We start from the raw sequence: 24,049 nt of genomic DNA, 5'->3' as shown, positions 1-24,049 counted from the left end.
GGAGGTGTTGTCAATGGCAAAATTGCGTGTTAAAACAGGTGATACGGTAATCGTTATCGCTGGTAAAGAAAAAGGCAAAAAAGGTAAAATCATTGCGGCATATCCGAAGAAAAACCGCGTTGTAATAGAAGGCATTAATCAAGTTAAGCGCCATACTAAACCGACTCAGAACAATCCTCAAGGTGGCATTGTTACAAAGGAAGCAGCTATTCATGTCTCCAATGTCATGCTCGTAGATCCTGAAAGCGGCAAACCGACTCGTGTTAAAATGGTACAACAGGCCGATGGAACGAAAGTTCGCACTGCTGTTAAGAGCGGTAAAGCTATTTAATACATAAGAAGAAGGGAGGGCCTTGAGAGTGTCCAGATTAAAAGACAAATACCTTTCCGAGGTTGTGAAAGGATTACAGGAAAAATACAGTTATAAAAATGTTATGCAGATTCCTAAAGTTACGAAGGTCGTTATCAATATGGCTATTGGTGAAGCTGTTACTAATTCCAAAGCTTTAGATGCTGCTGCAAGTGATATGACTATCATTTCCGGTCAGAAACCGATTATTACGAAAGCAAAAAAATCTATTGCGGCATTTAAAATCCGTGAAGGAATGCCCCTTGGGTGCAAAGTTACATTGCGTGGACAACGTATGTATGAATTCCTTGATAAATTGATGAACTTGTCTTTGCCTCGCGTTCGTGATTTTCACGGCGTAAGCGCTACCGGGTTCGATGGTCGTGGTAATTATACACTCGGCCTGAAAGAGCAATTGATTTTCCCGGAAATTGAATATGATAAAATTGATAAAGCCCGTGGCATGGATATTACCATCGTTACAACAGCTGAAACGGATGAAGAAAGCCGCTATATGCTGACGTTGATGGGCATGCCTTTCGAAAAGCAATAAGGAGGAAATACATACATGGCAAAGAAGTCTATGCTTGAACGTGAAAAAAAACGTGAAAAAATGGTTGCCCGCTATGCGAAGCTCCGTGCTGAACTGAAGGCAAAGGGTGATTATGAAGCACTTTCTAAGCTGCCTGCCAATGCTTCTCCGGTACGCCTGCACAATCGTTGTCAGGTGACTGGTCGTCCTCACGGTTATATGCGTAAATTTGGTATCTGCCGCATTACGTTCCGTGAATTGGCTTATAAAGGGCAGATTCCTGGCGTTAAGAAGGCCAGTTGGTAACTCGATTAATGGAGGGAGGTTTTTAGATTATGGTAATGTCCGATCCGATTGCGGATATGCTCACCAGAATCCGTAACGCTAACTCGGCATATCACGAAAAAGTAGAAATGCCTGCTTCGACGATGAAAGCTGCCGTGCTTGATATTTTGAAAGAAGAAGGTTTCGTGAAAAATTACGAGTCCGTAAATGAAGGCAAAACGTTAAAAGTTACGTTGAAATATGGTTCAAATAAAGAAAAAGTTATTACCGGCATCAAGAGAATTTCCAAACCGGGCCTGCGCGTATATGCAAAACAGGAAGAACTTCCACGCGTTCTCGGTGGTTTGGGAATTGCGGTTATTTCCACGTCCCAGGGCGTTATGAGCGATAAGAAAGCTCGTAAACTAGGTTTGGGCGGTGAAGTTATCGCTTACGTCTGGTAAATTATTTGGAGGTGTCAATATGTCACGAATTGGTAGAATGCCTATTGATATCCCGGCAGGCGTAAAGGTAACCTTAGATGGCCAGTTTATTGCAGTAAAAGGCCCGAAAGGCGAATTAACCCGTACACTCCACCAGGATATGAAGGTTAATATACAAGACAATGTTATTACCGTTGAACGTCCTTCTGAAGAAAAACAACACCGTGCACTCCACGGTTTGACTCGTGCACTGATCCATAATATGGTTGTCGGTGTTACCGATGGTTTTAAGAAGGAATTGGAAATTCAAGGGGTAGGTTACAGAGCGCAGATGAAAGGTCAAAAATTGGCTTTGACGCTTGGTTTTTCTCATCCACTTGAATTAGATGCTCCAGAAGGCATTAGCGTTGAATGCCCATCAGCAACATTAATTGTTGTTTCCGGTGCAAATAAAGAACATGTTGGTGAATTTGCTGCCAAAATCCGCGGATATCGCTTGCCTGAACCATATAAGGGAAAAGGTATCAGATATGTGGGTGAACATGTTCGTCGTAAGGCTGGTAAAGCCGGTTTGAAAAAATAATTAACATTTTAAGTTTTAAATAGAAGAAAGGAGTGAATTCCTTGAAGGCTAGTAAGAATGTAATTCGCGTAAAGCGTCATTGGCGTATACGTAAAAACATAGTTGGCACGGCAGAACGTCCGCGTTTGAACGTTTTCCGCAGCCTTTCCAATATTTATGCACAGATTATTGATGATAAAAAGGGTGTTACACTCGTATCTGCCAGTTCTTTGGATAAGGCGATCAAAGAACAGGCTGCTTACGGTGGCAACGCTGAAGTAGCTAAATTAGTCGGTAAACTTGTTGGCGAACGTGCATTGGAAAAAGGTATCACTACGGTCATTTTCGACCGCAGCGGGTATGTATATCACGGCCGGGTAGCTTCTTTGGCTGACGGTGCTCGTGAAGCAGGCTTAAAATTCTAATAAGGAGGAAATAACACATGGCTAGAAATGACCGTGAAGCAAGTGATTTGCAAGAAAATGTAGTATTTATCAACCGTGTAGCTAAAGTAGTAAAAGGCGGCCGCCGTTTTTCCTTCAGTGCTCTTGTAGTTGTCGGTGACGGCAATGGTAAAGTAGGCGCAGGATTAGGTAAAGCCGGCGAAGTTCCCGAAGCTATCCGTAAAGGTGTCGAAGATGCTAAGAAGAATATGATTTTTGTTCCTCTTAAAAACGGCACTATTCCTCACGAAATAACAGGCGTATTTGGTGCCGGTAAAGTTCTCTTGAAACCGGCTTCTGAAGGTACTGGCGTTATTGCCGGCGGCCCTGTTCGTGCTGTATTGGAATTAGTAGGTGTTCGTAATATTCTTACAAGATCTCTCGGTTCCTCGAACCCGAACAATATGGTACAGGCAACCTTGACTGGTTTAAGCGAACTTAAAGATGTTAATAAGGTAGCTGAACTCCGTGGTAAGACTGTAGAAGAAATTTACGGTTGTTAAGAGGAGGATTATAAGTAATGGCTCAGGTAAAAATTACTCTTACCAAGAGTGTTGCCGGGCGTCCTCAGGACCAGCGTGCAACAGTAATAGCTCTTGGGCTTCATAAGACAAATTCGCAAGTAATTAAGGAAGCTACCCCACAGATTAATGGGATGCTTCATAAAGTAAGACATTTAGTAACTGTAGAAGAAATTTAATATAGAAGGAGGTGCGCTGAATGAAACTTCATGAAATGAGTGTTGTTCCGGGTTCGACAAAAAAACGGACTCGCATTGGCCGTGGTTTGGGTTCCGGTAACGGTAAAACTGCCGGCAAAGGCATGAAAGGGCAAAACTCCCGTAGTGGCGGTGGTACACGTCCGGGCTTCGAAGGTGGCCAGATGCCGTTGTATCGGTTGCTCCCAAAACGTGGTTTCAAAAATGTTTTTGCCAAACAGTATGCCGAAATTAACGTTTCTGTTTTGAATCGTTTTGAAAGCGGTGTTACGGTTGATCCCGTTGCTTTGGTTGAAGCAGGTATTCTAAAAAATGTTCGCGACGGTATCCGTATCTTGGGTAACGGAGATTTAGAAAAATCTCTGACTGTTCAAGCTCAAGGTTTTACTAAGTCGGCGCAACAGAAAATTGAAGCAGCTGGTGGTAAGGTAGAGGTGATTTAATTGTTAGAAGGCCTCTCGAACATCATACATGTTGCGGAACTCCGTAAGCGTGCGGTGTTTACGCTGATTATGTTTGTAATCTTTCGACTTGGTGTCCATATTCCGGTCCCCGGAGTGGACGCCTCCGTAATCGAAAACTTATTCAGCAGTGGTAACTTGTTCGGATTGTTGGACTTGTTTTCAGGCGGGGCCCTCAGTAAATTCTCTGTATTGGCCATGAGCATTACGCCATATATCAACGCGTCCATTATCATGCAGCTGTTGACATCTGTAGTGCCTACGTTTGAACAGTGGGCAAAGGATAACCAAGACGGCCGCGAAAAGATTCAAAAGGTTACGCGTTACGGTACGGTTTTTCTTGGTTTTATACAGGCATTTGCCATGAGTTATGCGCTTAAGGTTAACAATGCTCTTGTTGATAACAGTTGGGCTATGGTATTGATGATTTCCATCATATTGACAGCCGGGACTTGTTTTCTCATGTGGCTGGGTGACCAGATTACAGCCGGTGGTATTGGTAATGGGATTTCTCTCATTATCTTTGCCGGTATCGTAGCACGCTTTCCTGATGGAGCGGTAACAGTTTATAAGTATATTCAGGCAGGAACAATCAATATATTCCAAGCCTTGTTGTTTGCGGTCATTGCTATTTTGATGATTGTCGTTGTTGTAGAAGTGACGCAAGGTACGCGTCGTGTTTCCGTTCAATACGCGAAACGAATTGTTGGACGAAAAATGTATGGCGGTCATACGACACATATTCCGTTGAAAGTAAATCAGGCGGGCGTTATTCCCATCATTTTTGCTTCTTCTGTACTTATGTTTCCGATTACCATCGGTCAATTTGTTCAAATTGGCTGGGTACAGACGTTGGCAAGTTTCTTTGCTTGGGGTACAATTAGCAACACGATTATTTACGCTTTTCTGATCATTTTCTTTACTTATTTCTATACGGCTATTACGCTGAACATACCGCAAATGACTGAAAACATGCAGAAATACGGTGGATTTATTCCTGGGATACGGCCAGGTAAACCGACGGCAACGTACATTGATAGAATTATGACGAGAATTACTCTTGCCGGTGCATTTTTCTTGGCGTTTATCGCGATCCTTCCGAACTTTATCGGTTGGCTTACGGGAATCCAAGGTGTTTATTTTGGTGGTACAGCGCTGCTGATTGTTGTTGGTGTTGCTATTGACACAATGAAGCAGGCGGAATCTTTGGTTCTGACAAAACAGTATCAAGGGTTTATGAAATAAGGAGGAATTTGGATGTACATTCTTTTAATGGGGCCTCCGGGTGCTGGTAAAGGTACGCAGGCTGAACAATTGATTGAAAAATATGGTATTCCCCAGATTGCAACGGGTGACATGTTCCGGGCGGCAGTTAAAGAACAAACGCCGCTTGGACTCGAAGCCAAGAAGTATATGGATAATGGTCAATTAGTACCAGATGCTGTTACAATAGGTATTGTAAAAGAACGGCTGGCTAAAGAAGACTGCAAAAAGGGATTTATCCTCGATGGGTTTCCACGTACGACGGCACAGGCAGTGTCACTGGATGCTATCCTTAGTGATTTAGGGATTAAACTTGACGGAGTTGTGAACATTAGTGTTCCTGATGAAGAACTGATTCAGCGGACAGCAGGACGCCAGATTTGTCGTTCCTGCGGGGCAACGTACCATATAACATTCAAGCCTGCAAAAGTACACGGTGTTTGCGATAAGTGCGGCGGTGAATTATATCAGCGTGATGACGATAAAGCCGACACGGTGAAAAAACGCTTAACTGTATATGCAGCACAAACGAAGCCTCTCATTGATTATTATAAAAATTCTAACCTGTATATCGAAATTGATGGAACGCAGGGAATGAAAGCAGTCTTTAAGGCTATCGTAGAAAGCCTTGAAAAGAGTAAAAAATGATTATTTTGAAATCTAAGCATGAAATTGAGTGTATTCGTGAAGCCGGACGTATTACAGCGGATGCACTGGAACTTATGCGTAAGCTGGCACAACCCGGTGTTACAACAGGAGAACTTGACCGTCGCTGTGAAGAATATATCCGCAGTCGAGGCGCATTCCCAAGTTGTAAAGGCTATTATGGGTATCCGGCTACAATTTGTGCCAGTGTAAACGAAGAAGTTGTACATGGTATCCCCGGACATCGAAAACTCAAAGATGGCGATATAATCAGTATTGATTTGGTAGTTAATAAAAATGGTTATCATGGTGATTCGACAGTAACACTTCCTATCGGACATGTCGATGATGCTAAGCTTCAGCTTTTAAAGGTAACTGAAGAATGCCTTTATAAGGGTATTGAACAGGCTGTAGCAGGGAATCATATGGGAGATATCGGGCATGCTGTACAGCAATATGCCGAATCGTTTGGATATGGTGTAGTGCGCGATTACGTTGGGCATGGCATTGGAACAGACATGCACGAAGATCCGGAAGTACCAAATTATGGTTTGGCCGGTCATGGTGAATTGTTGGAATCGGGATTGGTTCTGGCAATTGAACCGATGATTAATATGGGGACTGAGAAAGTTCATTCATTAAAAAATGGCTGGACAGTAGTAACGCGTGATAATAAACCGGCAGCCCATTTTGAACATACAGTAGCCATTACTGAAAATGGTCCGGAAATCCTGACCTTGAGGTCTTAATGGAAAAAGTTACGATTCCAGTCGGTACAGCAGTAGAAAGCTGTGCAGGAAAAGATAAAAAAGGTTTATATGTAGTTGTTGGTAAATTGGATTATCCGTATGTATGGATTGCTGACGGTAGAAAGTACAATCTGGATAAGCCGAAGAAAAAAAATTGCCGGCATCTCCGTGTAGTAGGGACAAGCGCAGCCATATCGGACGTTGGTTCCTGCAGAATCAGCAATGAATGGGTGCGGTCAGTCTTAAATCGGGCCAAGGATGAAATGACTAGGGAGGTATTACATGTCTAAGGAAGATGTCATTGAAGTAGAAGGCATCGTCGTTGAAGCGTTGCCTAACGCCATGTTTAAAGTAAAGTTGGAAAACGGGCATATTGTTCTCGCTCATGTTTCCGGCAAAATGCGGATGAATTTTATACGTATCCTGCCAGGTGACAGAGTTACGATGGAATTGACGCCGTACGATCTGAATCGCGGTCGTATTACGTATCGCTTTAAGTAAGATTGATTACGCAGGAGGTTAATTATGAAGGTTAAACCGTCAGTAAAGAAGATTTGCGAAAAATGCAAAATCATTAAGCGCAAGGGCCGTGTTATGGTTATTTGCGAAAATCCAAAACATAAACAAAAACAAGGTTAATAGACAGGAGGTGGATGAATAGATGGCACGTATAGCCGGTGTGGATTTACCACGTGACAAACGAGTTGAAGTTGGCTTGACTTACATTTTTGGTATTGGCCTTTCTTCTTCCCAGGAAATTTTGAAGAAAACAGGGGTTAACCCTGATACGCGCATACGCGACTTGACGGAAGATGAAGTATCTAAAATCCGTGAAGTTATCGGTGCTGATTACAAAGTAGAAGGTGATCTTCGTCGTGAAGATGCTTTAAATATTAAAAGACTTATTGAAGTCAATTCATATCGTGGCAAGCGTCATCGTGCAGGACTCCCTGTTCGTGGACAGCGCACAAAGACAAATGCCCGGACTCGCAAGGGTCCGAGAAAAGCAATAGCAGGTCATAAAAAATAATTCTAAGTAAGGAGGGAAACAGTCTTGGCTAAAAACGTAAGAAGCAATAAAAAGAAAGAAAAGAAACATGTAGAATCCGGCGCAGCACATATCCGTTCTACTTTTAATAATACGATTATTACCATCAGTGATACGAAGGGCAATGCACTTTCGTGGGCTAGCGCAGGCGGTCTTGGTTTCCGTGGGTCTCGTAAAAGTACGCCGTTTGCTGCTCAGATGGCTGCTGAACAGGCTGCAAAAGCAGCAATGGAACATGGCCTCCATCAAGTAGAAGTATTTGTAAAGGGTCCTGGATCTGGTCGTGAAGCCGCTATCCGTGCTTTACAGGCAGCAGGATTGGAAGTCAATAGCATTAAAGATGTTACTCCGATTCCGCATAATGGCTGCCGTCCGCCAAAACGCAGACGTGTCTAATCGTTGCTAATTGACCGATTTGATTTGATTCTGAAATGGGAGGATTTTCCTAATGATAGATGATAATAAATTTAAGATTGAAGTTGTCGAACGAAGCGAAGACAACACCTATGGAAAATTCGTATGTGAACCTCTTGATCGGGGTTATGGAATCACGTTGGGTAACAGTTTGCGGCGTATCCTTTTATCGTCTTTAGATGGCGTAGCGATCACTTCCATTAAAATTGATGGAGTATTGCATGAATTTTCAACGATTCCTGGTGTGCGTGAAGATGTAACAGATATTATCTTGAATTTGAAGCAAATGTGCTTAAAATTCAACTATGATGGAATTGATGAAACTGATATCATTGTAGACGTAACCGGTGAATGTGAATTAACCGCAAATGATTTCGCAGTAAGCTCAGACATTGAAATTTTAAACCCGGAACTTCATATTGCTACTCTTGATAAGGACGCTCATATTCGCTTGACTGCCCATATTGAACGAGGTAAAGGCTATGTTCCTTCTACGAAGAATAAGAAGGATACTGATATGATTGGCGTTATTCCTATCGATTCGATTTTCTCGCCCATTACGCGGGTAAATTATGAAATTGGTGATATCCGGGTAGGCAACGAAATGGACTATGATTCGTTGTCATTGGAAGTTTGGACAGATGGAAGTATTACTGCTGAAAATGCAGTAGCAAAAGCCTCTTCCATTATGGTCAGCTATTTGGAATACTTTAAGGAATTGGCTTCTGATCCAGCTGCTAATGAAGCTGCCGGTGAATTTACCAGTAAAGATCCTGATAAGGAACCGGAAGAACCTGAAGTTGATCTTACAAAGATTAAAATCGACGTATTGGATTTATCCGTTCGGGCATCCAATTGTCTTAAACGTGCCAATGTGTACACATTAGCAGATTTGGTGGAACGGACGAAGGATGATTTGTCGAAGATTCGTAATCTTGGCAAAAAATCCGTTGATGAAATTATTGCAAAATTAGAGGATTACGGATATGATCTGAAATCCCATGAAGAATAGTTTGAGGAGGATGAACGATGGCTTATAGAAAGTTGGGACGCGACAGCTCCGCACGTAAAGCATTATTGCGCAGCATTGTTACCTCTTTATTCCAACATGAACGCATTGAAACTACGGAAGCAAAAGCAAAAGAACTTCGCAAAATTGCGGATAAGATGCTGACGCTGGCTAAACGTGGCGACCTTCATGCGCGCCGTCAGGTATTGGCGTATATGATGGATGAAGATGTAGTAAAAAAGCTGTTTGACGAAGTTGCACCTAAGTACAAAGATCGTCAAGGTGGTTATACACGCATCATCAAAACTGGCGTTCGCCAGGGCGATGCAGCTCCGATGGTTATCATCGAATTAGTATAAACTGAATAAAAAATCCCGATGCAGTAAGTAGCTGCATCGGGATTTTTGTTATGTTATTTTACGGCGTGGAATCTTTCGTAAGGACCTCGAAAAATTTATGGGCAGCTAAACTTAAAGGTCGTTGTTTGTCCCAAAGAATGCATACGGAACGAGTGGGCATTTTTTCGGACAGAGGAATTACAGATATTTCACCTGAATGAAGATATGGTTCTGCAATTTTTTGCGGTATAAAGCCCACCGCTAAACCCCGTCGAATGACGGGAAGGATAAGATCAATAGAACTTACCTCAATGTCTACTTTAAATTGTAGACCGGCTTTATAATAGAAACTTTCATAAAACCTCCGTGTGCTTGTCGAATCAGGAAGTGTGACCATGGGATAGGAGCATACGTTTTTCAGTGTGTACGGTATGTTTTTCGTAAGTTTTATATATCCTGTTTTGCAAATCAGGACGTCTTGCAATGACATGACTTTGCGTATAGCAATTGTATCTTTTATATCAATGGGAGTAGTTACTAGATTGAGTTCATATTTTCCTGCTAGTAAGTTGGAAACAGAGTGAGGGGCTGTATCGCAAGAGATTTTTACTTTGATATCAGGATAACGTTGTCTAAAAATATGAAGTTTGTCAAGTAAAACAGTACGGAATGCAATTTCTGTTGTTCCAATTAACAAAGTTCCTTCTTTTAAATCTTTCACGGCATGTAATTTTTCTTCACCTGAAAATAATGATTCGCAGGCAGGTGCCACATGTTCATATAATAAATTTCCCTCTGGTGTTAATTTTACACCCTGTTTGGAACGTATGAACAACCGGCAGCCTAACTCTTCTTCTAATAAGTGAATATAACGTGTAACGGATGGCTGATTTATGTATAGGACCTGTGCCGCATGTGTGAAATTTTTATATTTTGCTACATAATAAAAAATCTTATAATATTCAAAATTAGTTGACATAAGGCCACCATCCTGTATAGTTAGAGCAGAGATATTTAATGTATTCTTAATAAAGAATAGGAGTGATTATTATGGCTTTAAAAATGATATTAGCAATAAATTTTATACCCGAACGCATAAAACAATTGAAACTTTTGGCATTATTAACCAAGTCTCAGATTCGCATCGTTACGGAAAATGATATGGATAAAACGGTAGGAGAACTTTTAGGATTTACAGAAGAAGAAATTGAAAATATATCTGCTTTAAAAAAACAAGAAGAAAAAAAAGATATTCCAGAAAATCAGGAATTAATGGCAGCTATGGAAGTTACTAAGGAAGCTATTATTTTGTGTGGTTTCGATTCTTCCGCATTAAATGTACTGCTCAATGGGATTCGTCGCGGACCGCTTAAAAATATCCCGCTAAAAGCAGGAGTAACGCCTAATAATATTTCCTGGAATATATATACGATACTCCAGGAAATATCTAAAGAACATGATTATTTTGAAGCGCAGAAAAAGAGATAAAACATTATGGCTTATACAAGAATGTGACGGCAGAAAGCATAGGCGTATCGGGTGCTTTTCCTGATTTGTACGTTGGGGCTGCCGTTATGGCAGCAGATTGGCCGCCAACGTTTATATTACCTTGGAATAACAGTTGGTCCGTTTCACTTTGCGTTCCTTCCAGGTAAAGATGATATATTCCGGGTTTGACGGGTGTATTGTTTTTATCCGTTAAATCCCAATAATAGTGTATCGTTCCGGTTTTGGGAGTAGCGCCGGCGGCGGTGTCTATTTCTTGGGAGTTAGCACGGGCACCGGAGCGTTCACTCCAAGTAGGAAGACAGAAAGTATATTTAGCAGCCCCTTTTCTGGCAGCATATTGTGTGACAACCAATGTGCGTACAAATTTACCATTAGAGTCTTCTATCCAAGCTGCAAATTGATCACTCCCCTTTTTATTGGAAGAGCGATTGAAGTTAAAGGTAATTTCCACATAAGATCCTTGAGGAATAGAAACAGCAGATGTTGCTTGTGTGGACGATTCAGAGGAATTTTTTTTTGAAGCCTGTGTAATAATATTCGGGGTAGCCGGACGCTGCATTCTAAAAATGGTAAGAATGAAGGATAGGGCTAGTATCACCATTAATATAAGGCAGATATATTGTTTTATAGAATGTTTTTTCATCATATGTACTCCTTTTTATAAAAAATAATAAATACTTTATTTGTGAACATATTATATCATATATAGTAGGATATATCGAGTTTGAATGAGGAAGTGTAATGGTAAATTAAAAGAAAATCCTTGACAATTTTACATAATATATAGTAATATATTATAGTCAGCCGACATTATGGAGTGGTACTCAAGTGGCTGAAGAGGACGGTTTGCTAAATCGTTAGGGGTCGTAAGGCCCGCCAGGGTTCAAATCCCTGCCACTCCGCCATTTTACTAATACGAGCGGGTTTGGATATTTTTCCAAGCCCGCTTTTTTCTGTTTTTTTGCCGTGTAAATCGCCGTGCAAATGGAAAAATGATGTATTTCTATCCCAATACAAAAAGGTATTGGGATTTTTTTTCGTCTTTTTAAAGCTGATAGATATCAAACTGAAAAGAAAAATGAGTCCTTTTCTGCATGTTTTTGTCGAAGTTTTTTCAGTAACGTTATCTGACCAATGATAAGCTGAGCTTGCATCGAAAGAAAAAGGTGCAATACATACAAGGAGGCAATGAATTATGTCAGAAGACAAAAACAAAATTGAAGTTGCAAAACGTGTTGCTCGAGTAGTACCGGAAGCAAAAAACGGAAAAATCGACGTTGCTACTCGTGTACAAGGGTTTAATCAAACAATTCCGGAAAGTAAGAAAATTTCGTCGATTATGCCAACACTGGGTATGAAACGTATGTCGCTAGGCACTATCCCTGGTGATGACAACAGATGCATGACTTCATCTATTGTCAAACCACCGGGAAAATTACCAGTTACTTCAACATTACAGGAGTTGGGAGATGGGTACTATCTTGGGACGGATGGATTGTATATGATCAATCATAATGATACGATCGTTCGTTTTTCAAATTTTAGTGTGTACATTCAGGAAAAATATGTATCTATTGATGAAGAGGATAACCGAACCGAAAGTGTTAATCTGATGATTATTGTCGATAGTAAAAAATACGAGTTTCCTATTCCAGTAAGAAGGTATAAATCTTTAATGCATTTTCTTGATGGTAATATTCCGGAATGTACTTTATTTTCTGAACGTGTGCGTACAGCAAAAGAATGTCTTAAACATGCTTTGTCACTGTTGTACGGAAAATATCAAGGTCCAGTTACGGAAAAATATTCGTATTTTGGCTGGAGTCATAAACGTTCAGATGGCACCAGGTATTTCTTACATGGTGGAAGAAATGATTGTCTGTCGGTAAAAAAATTAGTTGCGATGGAAAACATTAAGACTGCAGATTTGAAAACTGCATTACAAGTCTTTCAAATCGCAGGAAAGAGAGTTGTATACCCTCTCATGCTATATCAAGCAGAAGCTTTCTTAGATGCACTATTCACGGATGCTAAACACCCTATTCAGCATACGTTGATGGCAGTTGCTTGCAGTGGATCGAAGAAGACCAGCTTGTTCCGCGTCATATTTGCACCATTTGATTCGGAAGAAGATAAAGCATATACAGTACGATCAACAGAAGCAAGTATGAAAATTTTGCATGGAAAACACCGGGATGATGTTTTTGTGGTTGACGATTTTAATGAAGAAGGTACTAAAATTCAAATTCAAGCTGTCATCAACAAAATTCATCATCTTGTCAGGGCGTATAGCGATAAGACGCCGCAGGCGATGTATGCAGGCCCAAATCGTATTAGAAAATACTGCATACGTGGTGGTTGTGTCTTTACAGCCGAAGAAGAAATTGCGGGGGAAATTTTATCGGCATCTGTGCGGTATTTGAAAGTGTACTTTGATACATTGCCAAATGAAAATATACTAACTTTATTTCAGGATAATCCGCAACTATTACAACAGTTTTGGTCTGCTTTTATCTATTATGTTGAAGCTAATTATGCCAACATAGTAGGATATATCAAATCAACGTTTAATTGTATGCGTCAGACGGAGAAAAAATTTAAGTTTGACCGCTTAAAAGACACCGGTATTGCCATGACTATTACAGCTTATGTCATGGCTCAATTTCTTAAAGAAGCAGGTCTTAGTACGAATGAAGAAGCTAGCCAGTGGGTTCAGGATGTTCATCAGACTATTTTTGACCTTGTTTCTCGTCAGGACCAACAGACAAATCCTTTACGACCTGAGGTCAAATTTCTTGTTGCATTATATGATTGCATGGGTAGCGGACAATTACAAATTGCTTCGGACTTATCCCACTATATTGCGAATTTATCTCAGTATCGCGGATATTGGGATAAAGAGACCATTATGTTGCAGGCAAGCAATTCATATGTTTTAGCATCCGATTACTATAGGCAAAAAGATGATCATTTGGGAATCAGTGAACGTGAGTTGTGTAAAATCCTCAAGGCAAAAAACTTAATTGAACATGATACTACCGGTTGCTTAAAAAAGGCTAGCAGCCTGATTCCTGGCCGGCCTAGAATGTTGTGTTTGAAGGATGAACTTTGTCGTCAAACGATTGAAAAGAATAGGGAGGCAATATAATATGATTAATTTTAATGAAAGTGAATATCAACAGGAAGAAATGAAGTATTACGCCGTAATCGGTAATAATGGTCTATGCATAGTCGATAATGAATATATGCTTTTGCAGGCAGTTCGAAAATTATTCAAAATTACAATCTGGGAATTTGACGATTTGACGCAGGCTAATCAATATGCCGTATCAGCCTATATTACTCGCTATATGATGCTGTATCGGCCAACACAGCAGATTCCATGTTTACCGGAACGGTTAACATTAAACCAATTGTATTTTAATCCTGATTTTGATAATGAAGGTCAACGAGATACGCTGTTGTTGCCGGGAGTCAGTTTATAGCCAATTTAGTATTACCGGGGTGTAAATCCCCGGTAGGAAGGAGGTCCGAGATGGACATGATTACTTTTGATGCACCGCTCAATCCAAAGCAAGTGGCAAAAGAATTTTTTTACGGGAAGTTATCATACTATTCGGTCTTGTCGATGGCAAAATCGGGAGAAATGCCTTTTCATTGTATCCGTGGCAAATATTTGATTTGGCCGAAAGAATTGCAGGAATGGCTGGATACACAGGGGAAGAAGGATGCATCATGACGGGTACGTTTCGACGTAAGAAAGGGACATCCGATAAGTGGGTTTTAACTGCTCGCTTTGGATATGATCCCAAAGGGAAGGAAATACGCCGCGACAAGACAGTTAAAGCACGGAATAAATCAGAGGCCCAGCATCAGCTGGGCCTCTGGCTATCTGAACTTGAAAAATATGACGTTAACACCGAAAGCGCGACTCTCACAGCCTTTTCAAAAGACTGGCTAACAAAGTATGCTGCAATGGAAAAATTAGCACCTCGTACGGTCGATTCGTATCGGCGCTTAATTGATAGATACATACAGCCGAATTTAGGAAATGTGGCGCTTAAAGATATTACACCTGCTATGATCACCGATTTTTTAGCAAAGCTATTGACGGAAAAACGGAATGAAAAACAACGTCGGTCTAATGATAAACGCCTTAGTCCATTGACCGTAAAATCCGTATATTATTTGTTTGGTCATATCATGCGTACCGCATATCGTTTGGATCAGATTCCGTCGAATCCCATGGAAAAGGTCGATCCACCCAAGGGGAAGCCTAAAGCACCAAAAATCTTCAAGGCAGAGACAATCCGACAGCTTTTTATCGCGCTTACGGAAGAGAATCATACTTATCAGCTGCTGATTCTCTTGGATCTTACCACTGGTTGTCGGGAGGGGGAGGTGTTGGGTCTTTCGTGGAATGATTATGACGAAGAAGCCCATACAATACACGTTCATCAAACCGTGCAATATACGCCGGGAAAAGGAACTTACCTATATCCTCATACGAAAACCGAAAATAGTCAACGCGATATTTATGTCATACCGCAGCTCAGATCGATGCTCAAGGAAGCTAGAAGCGAATTTGAACATATTAAAGAACATGCAGGTAAGCAGTGGAACCCGTATGATCTAATCTTTTATCTTTCTGATGGTACTCCAATGCGGCCAAATACCATTTCGAACTGGTTTACTAACTTTATTCGCAGGCACCACATTGAAGCGATGCGTTTTCACGATCTGCGCGGGTATTTTGCTACTCAACTGATGATTAACGGGCATTCCTTGCCGGACATTATCAAACGTACCGGACATAGCAAAGCGTCTACGCTTTTGGACTATTACGGGCATGCAATAGAAGAAAATAAGGAAGTCATCAATCAATCGATAACGACTACCTTCGATAATATAAAAAAAATATCCAGCTAGGCCGCACATGGTCTAGCAGCATGCAAGTCAATGTTGTTACACTGGGGCTGCTGCTGAAGTGAAAATCCACTTTATGCGGCAACCTTTTTTTTGTGCGACCGGCATGGACGAAGTCGTAACGAGCGAAAGTCCAGCGCGGCAACTGAGTATTTCCACGGTCATAGATCGGGTAATATAACAAGTAATCGTCCAAGTACTGCGATCGATATACGAGCCGCTATTTGTGGATGGTAACTATGGATATCATCCGAACTGGAGTGCGCAACAAGCAATCCGATGCTGTATTGATTAACTGTTTGATTGCAATATGAATACCTGTGTTTGGCAATCTGGTTTTTCAATGCGGATTCCCATACTGTTGGTGTTTCTTGGTAGGTACGCCCTATCAATCTTTCTTCGACATATGCCGCCATTGTACCGCATCGTCGTAACCTTGCGATCTGTTCTGAGCCCTTCTTACTCAATTCCATGCCCCGTGAACTCAATCGTTCGGACAAGAAATGATTAACATGTCATTCGGTACTGTTCGATATTTTTGTATCATGCAACGTCCGCTGTATACTGTTCCAATGGGCTTAAATATATCGCCGTCCTTTTTGAATGACAGTCTTTTTCCCTTGTTGTTTCCCTTCAAATTGATGGTATGCATTATGCGTTTGATCGATGGATGGAGCGGAAACACCCAAATTTGAAATGGGTCCGCTGATGATAAGCTTGTACACTATCGAACGCAAATAGAAGCCAAAAAAGTCATGTCAACGCTAAAAGAACGCATGCAGGAATGTAAGCTGGAGATACATTCAGAAAAGAGTCGTATTATTTAGATTGGAAAGTTTAATGTATTTGTCCTATTTGTCCGCAATGTCCGTAAAAATTTAGTGGCATATAATTGTAGTTATTATAGGTTTTATAACCTGCGGACAGTTAGGACAATATGGACGGCATGTAACGGAAACAGTAACATCATAACTCTAAAAAGGTTTTAAAGGACTATCTATTTATTGATGTGAAGTAGGTCTTTGCTTGATTTTATTAAATTTAATCTTAGAAAAAGTTGGGACTTATTATGTGTAACACGTGTTTTCTTTTTTGTTATATCAGTTATAATAAAGAAGATTAATAGGATTATTCTCATTTGTACCATTTACATGTGTTTGAATGTGGGTAAGATGATGGATAAGTATTATAGGGTTGAGCCAGCTAAATATGAGGAGCGTTTTTTATGAATGATTATTGCACTAATGATGATGCTAATAAGAAATACGAGGATTTTCTTTACAATGCCAGGCAATTTTATAATAATTTTTCAGTGCATCTTTATGGAGTAGTGTTACCCTTTTCTTTTTATTCAGAGAAGGAATGGTATAAGTCAATGGAGAATTTAACTGATGATATATTTAGGAGTACGATGGAAAGTGAAAATCAAGCAATCAACAACTTTATTTATTGGATCTTGAATTCATCCATTATACTGGATAAGTTTGGAAAAATCGAATGGGTACACAATAAGAAAAAGCAGTTTCAAAAACAGCTTACAAAAAGATTAAGAAAAATTGTAAAAATTTCAAGGGAAATACTTCAAGAAATAGAAAGCAATCAAAATGAAGATGTATGTCTAATTATTTATCAAAAACAGTTTAAAGAGCTCATTAAAATACCCTTTTGGTTACCTGCGATTGGGGATGTACATGGTGCATTTTTGCTTGAGTTTTATTTGGAGCATGTACATTTAAAATATGGTAAATCAATTTTTGATTATTGCTGCCAAGACGTATATAAGTATATACATACGCCTGAAGAAATATCTGATAAAGATAAATGGCAAGAACCGTCAGGAGATGATTTCAACGATCCTTTAATAGAACCAGAAGAATACCGTCCTTACCAGAAATTAAAAAAAAGAATACAGGATCGCAGAGATAAAGATTCTCCTATTTGTAATTTATTCGAACAATTCCATATATCTTTACAGGAATTTCAAAAGTTAAAAGGTGATCAGAACTCACAGTGTTGGAAATTATGCAATTTGCTGGAATATATTCAGTATGAATGGGGGGAGAGTGGTATAGATGATAGGAAAAACGACCATTCCAATAATGATAAAAGTCGATGCACATTTAATTTGAACAAACTTTTAAGTAATCCCCATGTAACTTTATTTAGCAATCCGGTAAATTATGTTGAAGAACCCTTTACTGAAGAACCCTTTACTGAAGAACAACGTCAGCAGAATGAAATTATGATATTTTTATTAACAGAAGTGAAACGGCAATGTTTGCATGAGGTTATACAATACTACCAGTATTATGCGCTGATTTTGAAGCTGCTTATAATGCAGAAGACAGATAGAAATTATTGCTTGAATTTTATGCATGGAATTTCTAACCATGACGTAGGGCAATATGTATATAAAAGTAATATAGACGATCAGGGTAGACAATATTATCATTATATTGCGCAATGTTTGCAGGATTTATTAAGTCAAACAAATGATACAGTGCAACTGGTGAAAGTTGCGGATGAATACTTATTCCAAGTTTTTGCTATTGAACTTGTGAAAGAAAAAGCTATTTCTGTGATTACGGAAACTAAATTACATCATAGACAGACACAACCTGTTGTACAACCTATTAATGCTAATCAGCGAACTATATTTGTGTCTCTGTGTGCTTCGTTTGGTAAGGGGAATATGAAAGAAGCGCATCGTTTTTTAATATGTCATCAAAAAGAAGCTTCGCAATTTATTCATAATGATTTCAAGAAAATATTGAATAAGGCCGTTAAACACTATCGATATATGGACCAATATCACAGCGGATTACCAGAAAAGGAAAAAATAATTCAATGTGATTTAAAGATCTTGATAGCTATTATGCAATTGGAAGATAGAGCAATGGATAATTTAATGGGGGATGTAGGAACAGTACAGGATTATTATGGAAAAAAGAGAGGAAGAGAAGGAAGATCATTGCATACAATATTGGTTAAATTTTTAAATGCTGACTCACATGAATACAATTTTTTACGGGGACTCGTGTATGCCCAGATAATGTATGATTTAGGGTGGGCTCAGAGCTATCCGGAATGGGGGCATTGTATGGAATTCATGGGGGATATATTAGTAAAAAAAATTAGAGAATTACAAGATATGGATAATTTATTATCAAAGATAAATGATATTGATACACTCATAAATGAGCAAGTAAGAACACCTTTATATACCGCATGTAATAAGCATGTCGAAGATCCTTATTTTAGAATGATATGTCTTTATTTGTTTGGTAAATAAAAATGATTGCTGTAGCGAGTGTGTTTGTCCTATGTGTCCGTATTGTCCACCTAAATTTGGTAGGGCATAGTAATGGATATTAGATGGTTTTATAACTCGAGGACAATTAGGACGATGTGGACAGCGTAAAATAAGGACTTGGAAATGCCCAAGTCCTTTATATATATTACCCAATTCCTCTTTTTTGTGATGCTGCGACATTTAGTTTATTACTTTATGACAAATGGCTTTGTTCACGGATATATTGTATCACTCCTTCTTTTGGAATTTTCCAAATGCGGTTCTGTCGAAAACACTTTACTTTACCGGATGCTAATAACTTGTAGGCAGCGTTTTTTCCGATGGATAGCATATCAGCAAACTCTTCGACGGTTACGAGATCCTCGTACATTTCAAACATGATGATGCACCTCTTTTTTTGATTTTTCATCATTATGATGTTAATAAATTTTTAAGAGTTATAGATCATATATGAATGTTTTGAAAATGGTACATATGCCGGAAAAATCAGTGTGATGGCTTACTGGTGGCTTTTAACGTGCAGATAATTATCCAAGGCGTCTACGGTGATCAACCATGCTTTTCCAACCTTGTAGGCATCAAGGTTTCCTGATCTGATTAAATTGTATACTTTGCCGGCACTGCAATTCATAAGGCATGCTGCATCAGAAACATGAAGTACGGTTTTAGTGATTGCTACTGCTTTCATGGTCGTTGGACCTCCCTTCTCTTTGTTATTACAGGTATGTTAGTATTTCTCAACACAAAGAAGATTGATTCTGCACGTAGAAGCGCGATTTTCAACTATATAAGTGCTTAGGCATTTGAAGTAGAGCAACAGGCGTTAATTGTGATAGAATATAAGAAGTGAAAACACTCGTCAAGGAGACCGTGACTATGGACAATCATATTTATATTGCTATTGACTTGAAATCGTTCTACGCTTCCGTTGAACGTGTGGAACGTAAGCTGGATCCCCTGACGACTCTCACCTTGTAGTGGCCGATAAAAGCCGGACGGAAAAGGCGATATGCCTTGCTGTTTCTCCGTCGCTAAAAGCATACGGTATTCCCGGACGGGCAAGATTGTTTGAAGTTGTGCGGAAGGTCAAGGAAGCAAATGCAAAACGGCAATTCATGGCTCCCGGACATACGTTTACAGATTCATCTTTTGATGATACTAAGTTGAAAGTCTCGCCAGCATTATCATTGGATTACATTACGGCACCGCCGCGGATAGGACTGTATGTCAAATACATCACGAAGATATATCAGATTTACTTGAAGTACATTGCACCCGAGGATATACACGTCTATTCGATTGATGAAGTATTTATGGATGTGACACAATACCTCAAAACATATGAGCTTTCGCCGCGGGAACTTGCAATGAAAATGATTCTGGATGTGTTTCATACGACAGGTATTACTGCGACTGCAGGAATGATCCTATGTCAAGATTTAGTACAAAATAAAATGGGAAATGTATCCTTGCTTTAACTTGTCAACGAAGTATCTTTATTGGATGTTTTGTGCCAAAAGAAACAATGAAATATCTTTGTAGAAAAAGCGAACTTTGTCTTTATTCACTTTTTGTATTGTGCCAAGACGCTATAAGACAATTTTTAGTTAAAAAACGCCTTATTATGAGAGCATTTGTCTGTAGCGTTCTTAATTTGTGGTATGATTTTTCAGAAGGGATGTCGTGCTTAGCAAGGAGGTTATGAAAAATGGATAAGTCAGTATCTCCATATGACTTTTTAAAATCAAGAAGACCAAATCAATTTTCGGATTCTGTTGAATTACAAAAAGCACAATTAGATAGGAATTTTTTTGACTATTACCTTGAAAGTTTAACAAATCGAAACGAAGAGAAAACATTTGAATTGTTTTGTAAACGTTTAGCTGAACTAGAAATATGTCCTAATTTAATCTCTCAGACAGGCCCAACTGGTGGTGGTGATAGCAAAGTTGATTCTGAGACTTATCCTGTGTCAGATAACACGGCATTAACTTGGTATGTTGGAATTGGGAGACAAGCTGCATCTGAAAGATGGGCATTTGCATTTAGTGCTAAGAAAGATTGGAAATCAAAAATTGTAGCTGATGTCAAAAATATTTTATCTACTGACAGAAATTACACAACAATTTTTTTTATGAGCAATCAATACGTTCCCGATAAGAAAAGAGCTATTACGGAAGATGAGTTAACAAAAAAATATAGTGTACAAGTTAAAATATTGGACAGACTATGGCTATTGGATAAAGTGTTTAATAATCATAATGAACAAGTTGCTGCAGAAATTTTTGGATTGTCTGAATCTTTTAAGGAAATAATAAACGTTGGACCTTTAGATTACAAACGCAGAAAAGAATTAGATACTTTAGAAAATGAGATAAAAAATTTAATTGCCGATGGGGTTCAAAATGGATCTATAGTCCAAATGGCCATTAATGCCGCAATACTAAGTAGAGAATTAGAGCGGTCACTTGCGGAAACCATGGGAAAATTTAATAGAGCTATAATTCTAGCGGATAAATATGGTACAGTTGTTCAACGAAAAGAATGTGTTTATGAATCAGCACAGACTCTTTATTATTGGTATGAAGAATTTGACGAATTCTATAATAAATATTGTGACTATGAAAAGCTTGTTGTTGGTGGAAGCAATGTGTATGATATAGAATGTTTGACGAAGCTTTGGATCAATTTATTTATAATTTCAAAAAAAAATTCCAGTGAAAAAAGAATAAGAATGCATACAGAGAAACTAATATCCGAATATGAAAGACTAATTAATGATAAAAATCGTCCCAATTCAGCTTTGGAAGCTAAGGCAAATTATGTTTTTGTAAAGTTATTACTTGGTCAAGATGCTAATGTACTATTTGAGGAACTTTCTTCTATTATCACCGAAAGTCAGGGTGTTCTTGATTTTAGCCTTGATACAATCTCAAAAATCATTATGGAACTAGCCCCACAGGTGGAAGAATCAAATAGTTTTGATAAGTTGTTCGAAACTATCGTAGCGATGACAAATAATAGAAAACAAGAAATTATATCTGCTAAACTTTTATTAACGCGTGGGCAGCAATTAGTTAATCAAAAACCATTTAAGGCAGTTCGTTATATTGGTAGAGCCGTGTTTAGTTTGTATAAAGAAGAAAGTAAAGAAGATTTTTTGCTAGCTCTTTTCTTAATAGGTCATGCTTGTGAAAATTTGGATCTATTATGGGCCTCTAGAGGATTTTACTTTAATGCATTTTATATTGGCTTTATAGATTATATGAAATATGACCGCTTAAGTCCGGTATTAGTTGCCTCCTCTACTAGTATGAAAATGGTAGAATTAAGGCTTGGACGGATTCCTCAATTGCTTGCGTGGCATAAGATGGATAATATTTCTTGTTGCTTACTTTCTTCAGTTGGTTACGATACAAGCAAAATAAATAAAACTGAAAATAATATGGATTTATTTGATACAATTTTAGGAATGTTATTTTTGCGAGTACCATTTGAGCAATTGCCGAAATTATCATTACTTCCTGATTTACTGGATAAATATCAATTATATATGGCATCTATTGCTTTGAAATATACATTAGGTTATATTGATAAATCTTTTTTTGTAGGGCGAAATTCCAATGAAATTCATCAGTTTATGAAAGATTGGTATAATCAACCTGCAAAAGACCAAATAACCAACGTGTCAACACTTGGATTGCATAATATTGAATTATTACAGTCAAAAATTTTAGGATGCAATATTATTATTGAAGCTGATCAAAAATTCCCATGTATCGAATTATCAGAAAGTATTTTGGCTGCACTTGAGAGTTTTCTTGCAACAGCACCTATTGATCAGATTATTAGTGTTACTCCCAAAGTGCATATATTTGTAAAATATGTTGCTTCTGAAAAATTTAAAATATCTTATAATAAAGTGGGTAGTCAAAAATATAACATAATTTGTTCTGATTTTCATAAGGAAGAATTTTGTCATGCGCAACACCTTACTAAGAGGGTTATCTTAGATTTCATCGCGAAATTGATGGCACACATCTTAATATTTAAGGATTCTAAAACACAGATAAAAAAAATGATCGAAGAAGATAATGTATTTGATAGGTCATTAGATTTTACGGGTAGTATTTTCTTGACTGAAGATTTATTTGGTAAAAATTCCATGATTCTAATGAATTTTATATCTATGGATGATACAGATTATACACTTAAAAGGAATATTCCAGTACAATTTCAGGATAATCTGCATTCAAACGACGCTGATGCAGTGAAGTTTAATAAATTAACTTGGCATGCGTTTCCACCAGGTACTTTTGATCCAGAAAATATTAGACACAAAAACATGGAAGTAGTTTCAATGATTAATCTTTCATTGTGGAATAAAGCAAGATGGCAGGGTGTTATTTTTGTCAGAAGTCGGGAACGTTATGAAGGGATACCTATTTTATCACCATTTTTTACAAATAAAGATGCAGGAATTTCAATTTTTAAAGAATGGATTTCTATGTTTGGTAAAGTTGATGAAAAAAATATTATAACGGTTGGGTTAATAAAAGGTATAAATAAAAATAATCTTTCTCATTACAAAATGATTTTTGGGGCGAACCTTGATGTTCTGATGTCTGGGAATAATAAATATATAACTACTGCTAATAGATTTCAAAGAATGACCCCTAATAATGATGATAATTTTAAAAATTTTGAGGATATAATTCTAAAACGAGGGAAACAGTATTATCTTATGCCGTCTTATATGAATCCAAAAGATAATCGTCCAGAGTTAGCCGTTGATTATGCAATATTAAAAAATGATATTGAAATAAAAAACGCATGGGAAATTGGCCCCGAGAGTTGGCTGTCAGCTGCGATTACTCCTGATGATGATCCATTCATTCCACACCATGTTACGAAGGCCCCAATTACTGAAGTTATTACTCAGCAAAAGAAATAGGCAATTTGGAGAGATGTTATGAACAACAATTTTGATCTAGCAGAATATTTGAAATATAGGATTTAAATGAGAAAAACGCTATTTTAAAGGGTATCGACCTTCAGGACGG

The 24,049-nt window shown here is 38.6% G+C and carries 32 protein-coding genes and 1 tRNA gene; 28 read left to right on the top strand and 5 right to left on the bottom strand.

Annotated elements, in window-relative coordinates; all coding sequences use genetic code 11:
* Window positions 1-13 precede the first annotated feature (13 nt).
* From rplX to rplQ, 19 genes are read left to right on the top strand one after another with little or no spacing between them, the layout of a single operon-like run.
* A complete protein-coding gene (rplX, locus tag BLR11_RS08510; protein WP_091650701.1) occupies window positions 14-331 on the top strand; it encodes a 50S ribosomal protein L24 in 318 nt (105 codons plus the stop codon).
* A gap of 28 nt (window positions 332-359) precedes the next feature.
* Window positions 360-902 (top strand): 50S ribosomal protein L5, encoded by a 543-nt coding sequence (gene rplE, locus BLR11_RS08505; RefSeq protein WP_091650698.1) that lies wholly within the window; start codon window positions 360-362, stop codon window positions 900-902.
* Between the two features lie 15 nt (window positions 903-917).
* A complete protein-coding gene (gene rpsN / locus BLR11_RS08500) occupies window positions 918-1,187 on the top strand; it encodes a 30S ribosomal protein S14 (RefSeq protein ID WP_091650695.1) in 270 nt (89 codons plus the stop codon).
* A 29-nt stretch (window positions 1,188-1,216) separates the two neighbouring features.
* The gene (gene rpsH, locus BLR11_RS08495; RefSeq protein WP_091650693.1) at window positions 1,217-1,609 is read left to right on the top strand and encodes a 30S ribosomal protein S8; all 393 of its coding nucleotides are present in this window, start codon (window positions 1,217-1,219) and stop codon (window positions 1,607-1,609) included.
* A 19-nt stretch (window positions 1,610-1,628) separates the two neighbouring features.
* A complete protein-coding gene (gene rplF, locus BLR11_RS08490) occupies window positions 1,629-2,171 on the top strand; it encodes a 50S ribosomal protein L6 (RefSeq protein ID WP_091650690.1) in 543 nt (180 codons plus the stop codon).
* Between the two features lie 41 nt (window positions 2,172-2,212).
* Entirely contained in the window at window positions 2,213-2,575 is a 363-nt protein-coding gene (gene rplR, locus BLR11_RS08485) for a 50S ribosomal protein L18 (RefSeq protein WP_091650687.1), read from the top strand.
* Window positions 2,576-2,592: 17 nt separating this feature from the next.
* Window positions 2,593-3,096 (top strand): 30S ribosomal protein S5, encoded by a 504-nt coding sequence (gene rpsE, locus BLR11_RS08480; RefSeq protein ID WP_091650683.1) that lies wholly within the window; start codon window positions 2,593-2,595, stop codon window positions 3,094-3,096.
* A 17-nt stretch (window positions 3,097-3,113) separates the two neighbouring features.
* Window positions 3,114-3,293 carry a 50S ribosomal protein L30 gene (rpmD, locus tag BLR11_RS08475; protein WP_091650681.1) on the top strand — a complete coding sequence of 60 codons (180 nt, stop codon included), beginning with the start codon at window positions 3,114-3,116 and terminating at the stop codon, window positions 3,291-3,293.
* Window positions 3,294-3,313: 20 nt separating this feature from the next.
* Complete coding sequence (gene rplO / locus BLR11_RS08470; protein ID WP_091650678.1) at window positions 3,314-3,754, top strand: 50S ribosomal protein L15; 441 nt, start codon at window positions 3,314-3,316, stop codon at window positions 3,752-3,754.
* Complete coding sequence (gene secY, locus BLR11_RS08465; RefSeq protein ID WP_091650676.1) at window positions 3,755-5,017, top strand: preprotein translocase subunit SecY; 1,263 nt, start codon at window positions 3,755-3,757, stop codon at window positions 5,015-5,017. It abuts the gene before it with no gap.
* A gap of 12 nt (window positions 5,018-5,029) precedes the next feature.
* Window positions 5,030-5,683 (top strand): adenylate kinase, encoded by a 654-nt coding sequence (locus BLR11_RS08460; RefSeq protein ID WP_091650673.1) that lies wholly within the window; start codon window positions 5,030-5,032, stop codon window positions 5,681-5,683.
* Window positions 5,680-6,429, top strand: a complete 750-nt coding sequence (map, locus tag BLR11_RS08455; protein ID WP_091650670.1) for a type I methionyl aminopeptidase — start codon at window positions 5,680-5,682, stop codon at window positions 6,427-6,429. The genes BLR11_RS08460 and map overlap by 4 nt, the downstream gene beginning before the upstream one ends.
* Window positions 6,429-6,719 (top strand): KOW domain-containing RNA-binding protein, encoded by a 291-nt coding sequence (locus tag BLR11_RS08450; protein ID WP_091650668.1) that lies wholly within the window; start codon window positions 6,429-6,431, stop codon window positions 6,717-6,719. Before map ends, BLR11_RS08450 begins: the two co-directional genes overlap by 1 nt.
* The gene (gene infA, locus BLR11_RS08445) at window positions 6,712-6,930 is read left to right on the top strand and encodes a translation initiation factor IF-1 (protein WP_091650665.1); all 219 of its coding nucleotides are present in this window, start codon (window positions 6,712-6,714) and stop codon (window positions 6,928-6,930) included. Before BLR11_RS08450 ends, infA begins: the two co-directional genes overlap by 8 nt.
* Before the next feature lie 24 nt (window positions 6,931-6,954).
* On the top strand, window positions 6,955-7,068 hold the full coding sequence (gene rpmJ / locus BLR11_RS08440) for a 50S ribosomal protein L36 (protein WP_007391661.1): 114 nt from the start codon (window positions 6,955-6,957) through the stop codon (window positions 7,066-7,068).
* A gap of 22 nt (window positions 7,069-7,090) precedes the next feature.
* Window positions 7,091-7,459 (top strand): 30S ribosomal protein S13, encoded by a 369-nt coding sequence (gene rpsM, locus BLR11_RS08435; protein WP_091650663.1) that lies wholly within the window; start codon window positions 7,091-7,093, stop codon window positions 7,457-7,459.
* Between the two features lie 24 nt (window positions 7,460-7,483).
* Window positions 7,484-7,873 carry a 30S ribosomal protein S11 gene (gene rpsK / locus BLR11_RS08430; RefSeq protein WP_091650661.1) on the top strand — a complete coding sequence of 130 codons (390 nt, stop codon included), beginning with the start codon at window positions 7,484-7,486 and terminating at the stop codon, window positions 7,871-7,873.
* 52 nt (window positions 7,874-7,925) lie between these two features.
* Window positions 7,926-8,903: a DNA-directed RNA polymerase subunit alpha gene (locus BLR11_RS08425; RefSeq protein WP_091650658.1), complete on the top strand. Its 978-nt coding sequence runs from the start codon at window positions 7,926-7,928 to the stop codon at window positions 8,901-8,903.
* A gap of 17 nt (window positions 8,904-8,920) precedes the next feature.
* Window positions 8,921-9,259, top strand: a complete 339-nt coding sequence (gene rplQ, locus BLR11_RS08420; protein WP_091650655.1) for a 50S ribosomal protein L17 — start codon at window positions 8,921-8,923, stop codon at window positions 9,257-9,259.
* Between the two features lie 58 nt (window positions 9,260-9,317).
* Here rplQ and BLR11_RS08415 read toward each other — a convergent pair whose 3' ends face one another.
* Window positions 9,318-10,217: a LysR family transcriptional regulator gene (locus BLR11_RS08415; protein ID WP_091650654.1), complete on the bottom strand. Its 900-nt coding sequence runs from the start codon at window positions 10,215-10,217 to the stop codon at window positions 9,318-9,320.
* Between the two features lie 71 nt (window positions 10,218-10,288).
* Between BLR11_RS08415 and BLR11_RS08410 the strand changes: the two genes are divergently transcribed.
* Window positions 10,289-10,726 (top strand): DUF3783 domain-containing protein, encoded by a 438-nt coding sequence (locus tag BLR11_RS08410; protein WP_245675121.1) that lies wholly within the window; start codon window positions 10,289-10,291, stop codon window positions 10,724-10,726.
* Window positions 10,727-10,730: 4 nt separating this feature from the next.
* On the opposite strand, the gene BLR11_RS08405 is transcribed toward BLR11_RS08410, so the two are convergent.
* On the bottom strand, window positions 10,731-11,393 hold the full coding sequence (locus BLR11_RS08405) for a DUF2271 domain-containing protein (protein WP_091650651.1): 663 nt from the start codon (window positions 11,391-11,393) through the stop codon (window positions 10,731-10,733).
* A 168-nt stretch (window positions 11,394-11,561) separates the two neighbouring features.
* Between BLR11_RS08405 and BLR11_RS08400 the strand changes: the two genes are divergently transcribed.
* From BLR11_RS08400 to BLR11_RS08380, 5 genes are all read left to right on the top strand, one after another.
* Window positions 11,562-11,652 (top strand) — tRNA-Ser (locus BLR11_RS08400).
* Between the two features lie 290 nt (window positions 11,653-11,942).
* Entirely contained in the window at window positions 11,943-13,895 is a 1,953-nt protein-coding gene (locus BLR11_RS08395) for a hypothetical protein (RefSeq protein ID WP_091650648.1), read from the top strand.
* A 1-nt stretch (window position 13,896) separates the two neighbouring features.
* On the top strand, window positions 13,897-14,232 hold the full coding sequence (locus BLR11_RS08390; RefSeq protein ID WP_091650645.1) for a hypothetical protein: 336 nt from the start codon (window positions 13,897-13,899) through the stop codon (window positions 14,230-14,232).
* Between the two features lie 50 nt (window positions 14,233-14,282).
* Window positions 14,283-14,486, top strand: coding sequence for a helix-turn-helix domain-containing protein (locus BLR11_RS08385; protein ID WP_091650643.1), 204 nt, complete (start codon window positions 14,283-14,285; stop codon window positions 14,484-14,486).
* Entirely contained in the window at window positions 14,483-15,676 is a 1,194-nt protein-coding gene (locus BLR11_RS08380; protein WP_176762924.1) for a tyrosine-type recombinase/integrase, read from the top strand. The genes BLR11_RS08385 and BLR11_RS08380 overlap by 4 nt, the downstream gene beginning before the upstream one ends.
* Before the next feature lie 158 nt (window positions 15,677-15,834).
* Here the strand turns inward: BLR11_RS08380 and BLR11_RS13975 are convergent, their stop codons facing one another.
* On the bottom strand, window positions 15,835-16,140 hold the full coding sequence (locus tag BLR11_RS13975; protein WP_218118753.1) for a hypothetical protein: 306 nt from the start codon (window positions 16,138-16,140) through the stop codon (window positions 15,835-15,837).
* Window positions 16,141-16,898: 758 nt separating this feature from the next.
* Here BLR11_RS13975 and BLR11_RS08375 point away from each other — a divergent pair.
* Window positions 16,899-18,965 (top strand): hypothetical protein, encoded by a 2,067-nt coding sequence (locus BLR11_RS08375; protein ID WP_091650637.1) that lies wholly within the window; start codon window positions 16,899-16,901, stop codon window positions 18,963-18,965.
* Window positions 18,966-19,179: 214 nt separating this feature from the next.
* Here BLR11_RS08375 and BLR11_RS08370 read toward each other — a convergent pair whose 3' ends face one another.
* Together BLR11_RS08370 and BLR11_RS08365 are read right to left on the bottom strand one after the other, a co-directional pair.
* Window positions 19,180-19,365: a helix-turn-helix domain-containing protein gene (locus tag BLR11_RS08370; RefSeq protein ID WP_091650634.1), complete on the bottom strand. Its 186-nt coding sequence runs from the start codon at window positions 19,363-19,365 to the stop codon at window positions 19,180-19,182.
* A gap of 120 nt (window positions 19,366-19,485) precedes the next feature.
* A complete protein-coding gene (locus BLR11_RS08365; protein ID WP_091650632.1) occupies window positions 19,486-19,674 on the bottom strand; it encodes a helix-turn-helix domain-containing protein in 189 nt (62 codons plus the stop codon).
* Window positions 19,675-19,963: 289 nt separating this feature from the next.
* On the opposite strand from BLR11_RS08365, the gene BLR11_RS08360 reads away from it, so the two are divergent.
* The gene (locus BLR11_RS08360) at window positions 19,964-20,464 is read left to right on the top strand and encodes a Y-family DNA polymerase (RefSeq protein ID WP_245675120.1); all 501 of its coding nucleotides are present in this window, start codon (window positions 19,964-19,966) and stop codon (window positions 20,462-20,464) included.
* Between the two features lie 230 nt (window positions 20,465-20,694).
* Entirely contained in the window at window positions 20,695-23,940 is a 3,246-nt protein-coding gene (locus BLR11_RS08355) for a hypothetical protein (RefSeq protein ID WP_091650629.1), read from the top strand.
* The last annotated feature ends 109 nt before the right edge of the window (window positions 23,941-24,049 follow it).

The sequence above is a fragment of the Megasphaera paucivorans genome (assembly GCF_900103535.1).
Taxonomy (GTDB): Bacteria; Bacillota; Negativicutes; order Veillonellales; family Megasphaeraceae; genus Megasphaera_A; species Megasphaera_A paucivorans.
This window is presented reverse-complemented; position numbering and strand designations above follow the sequence as displayed.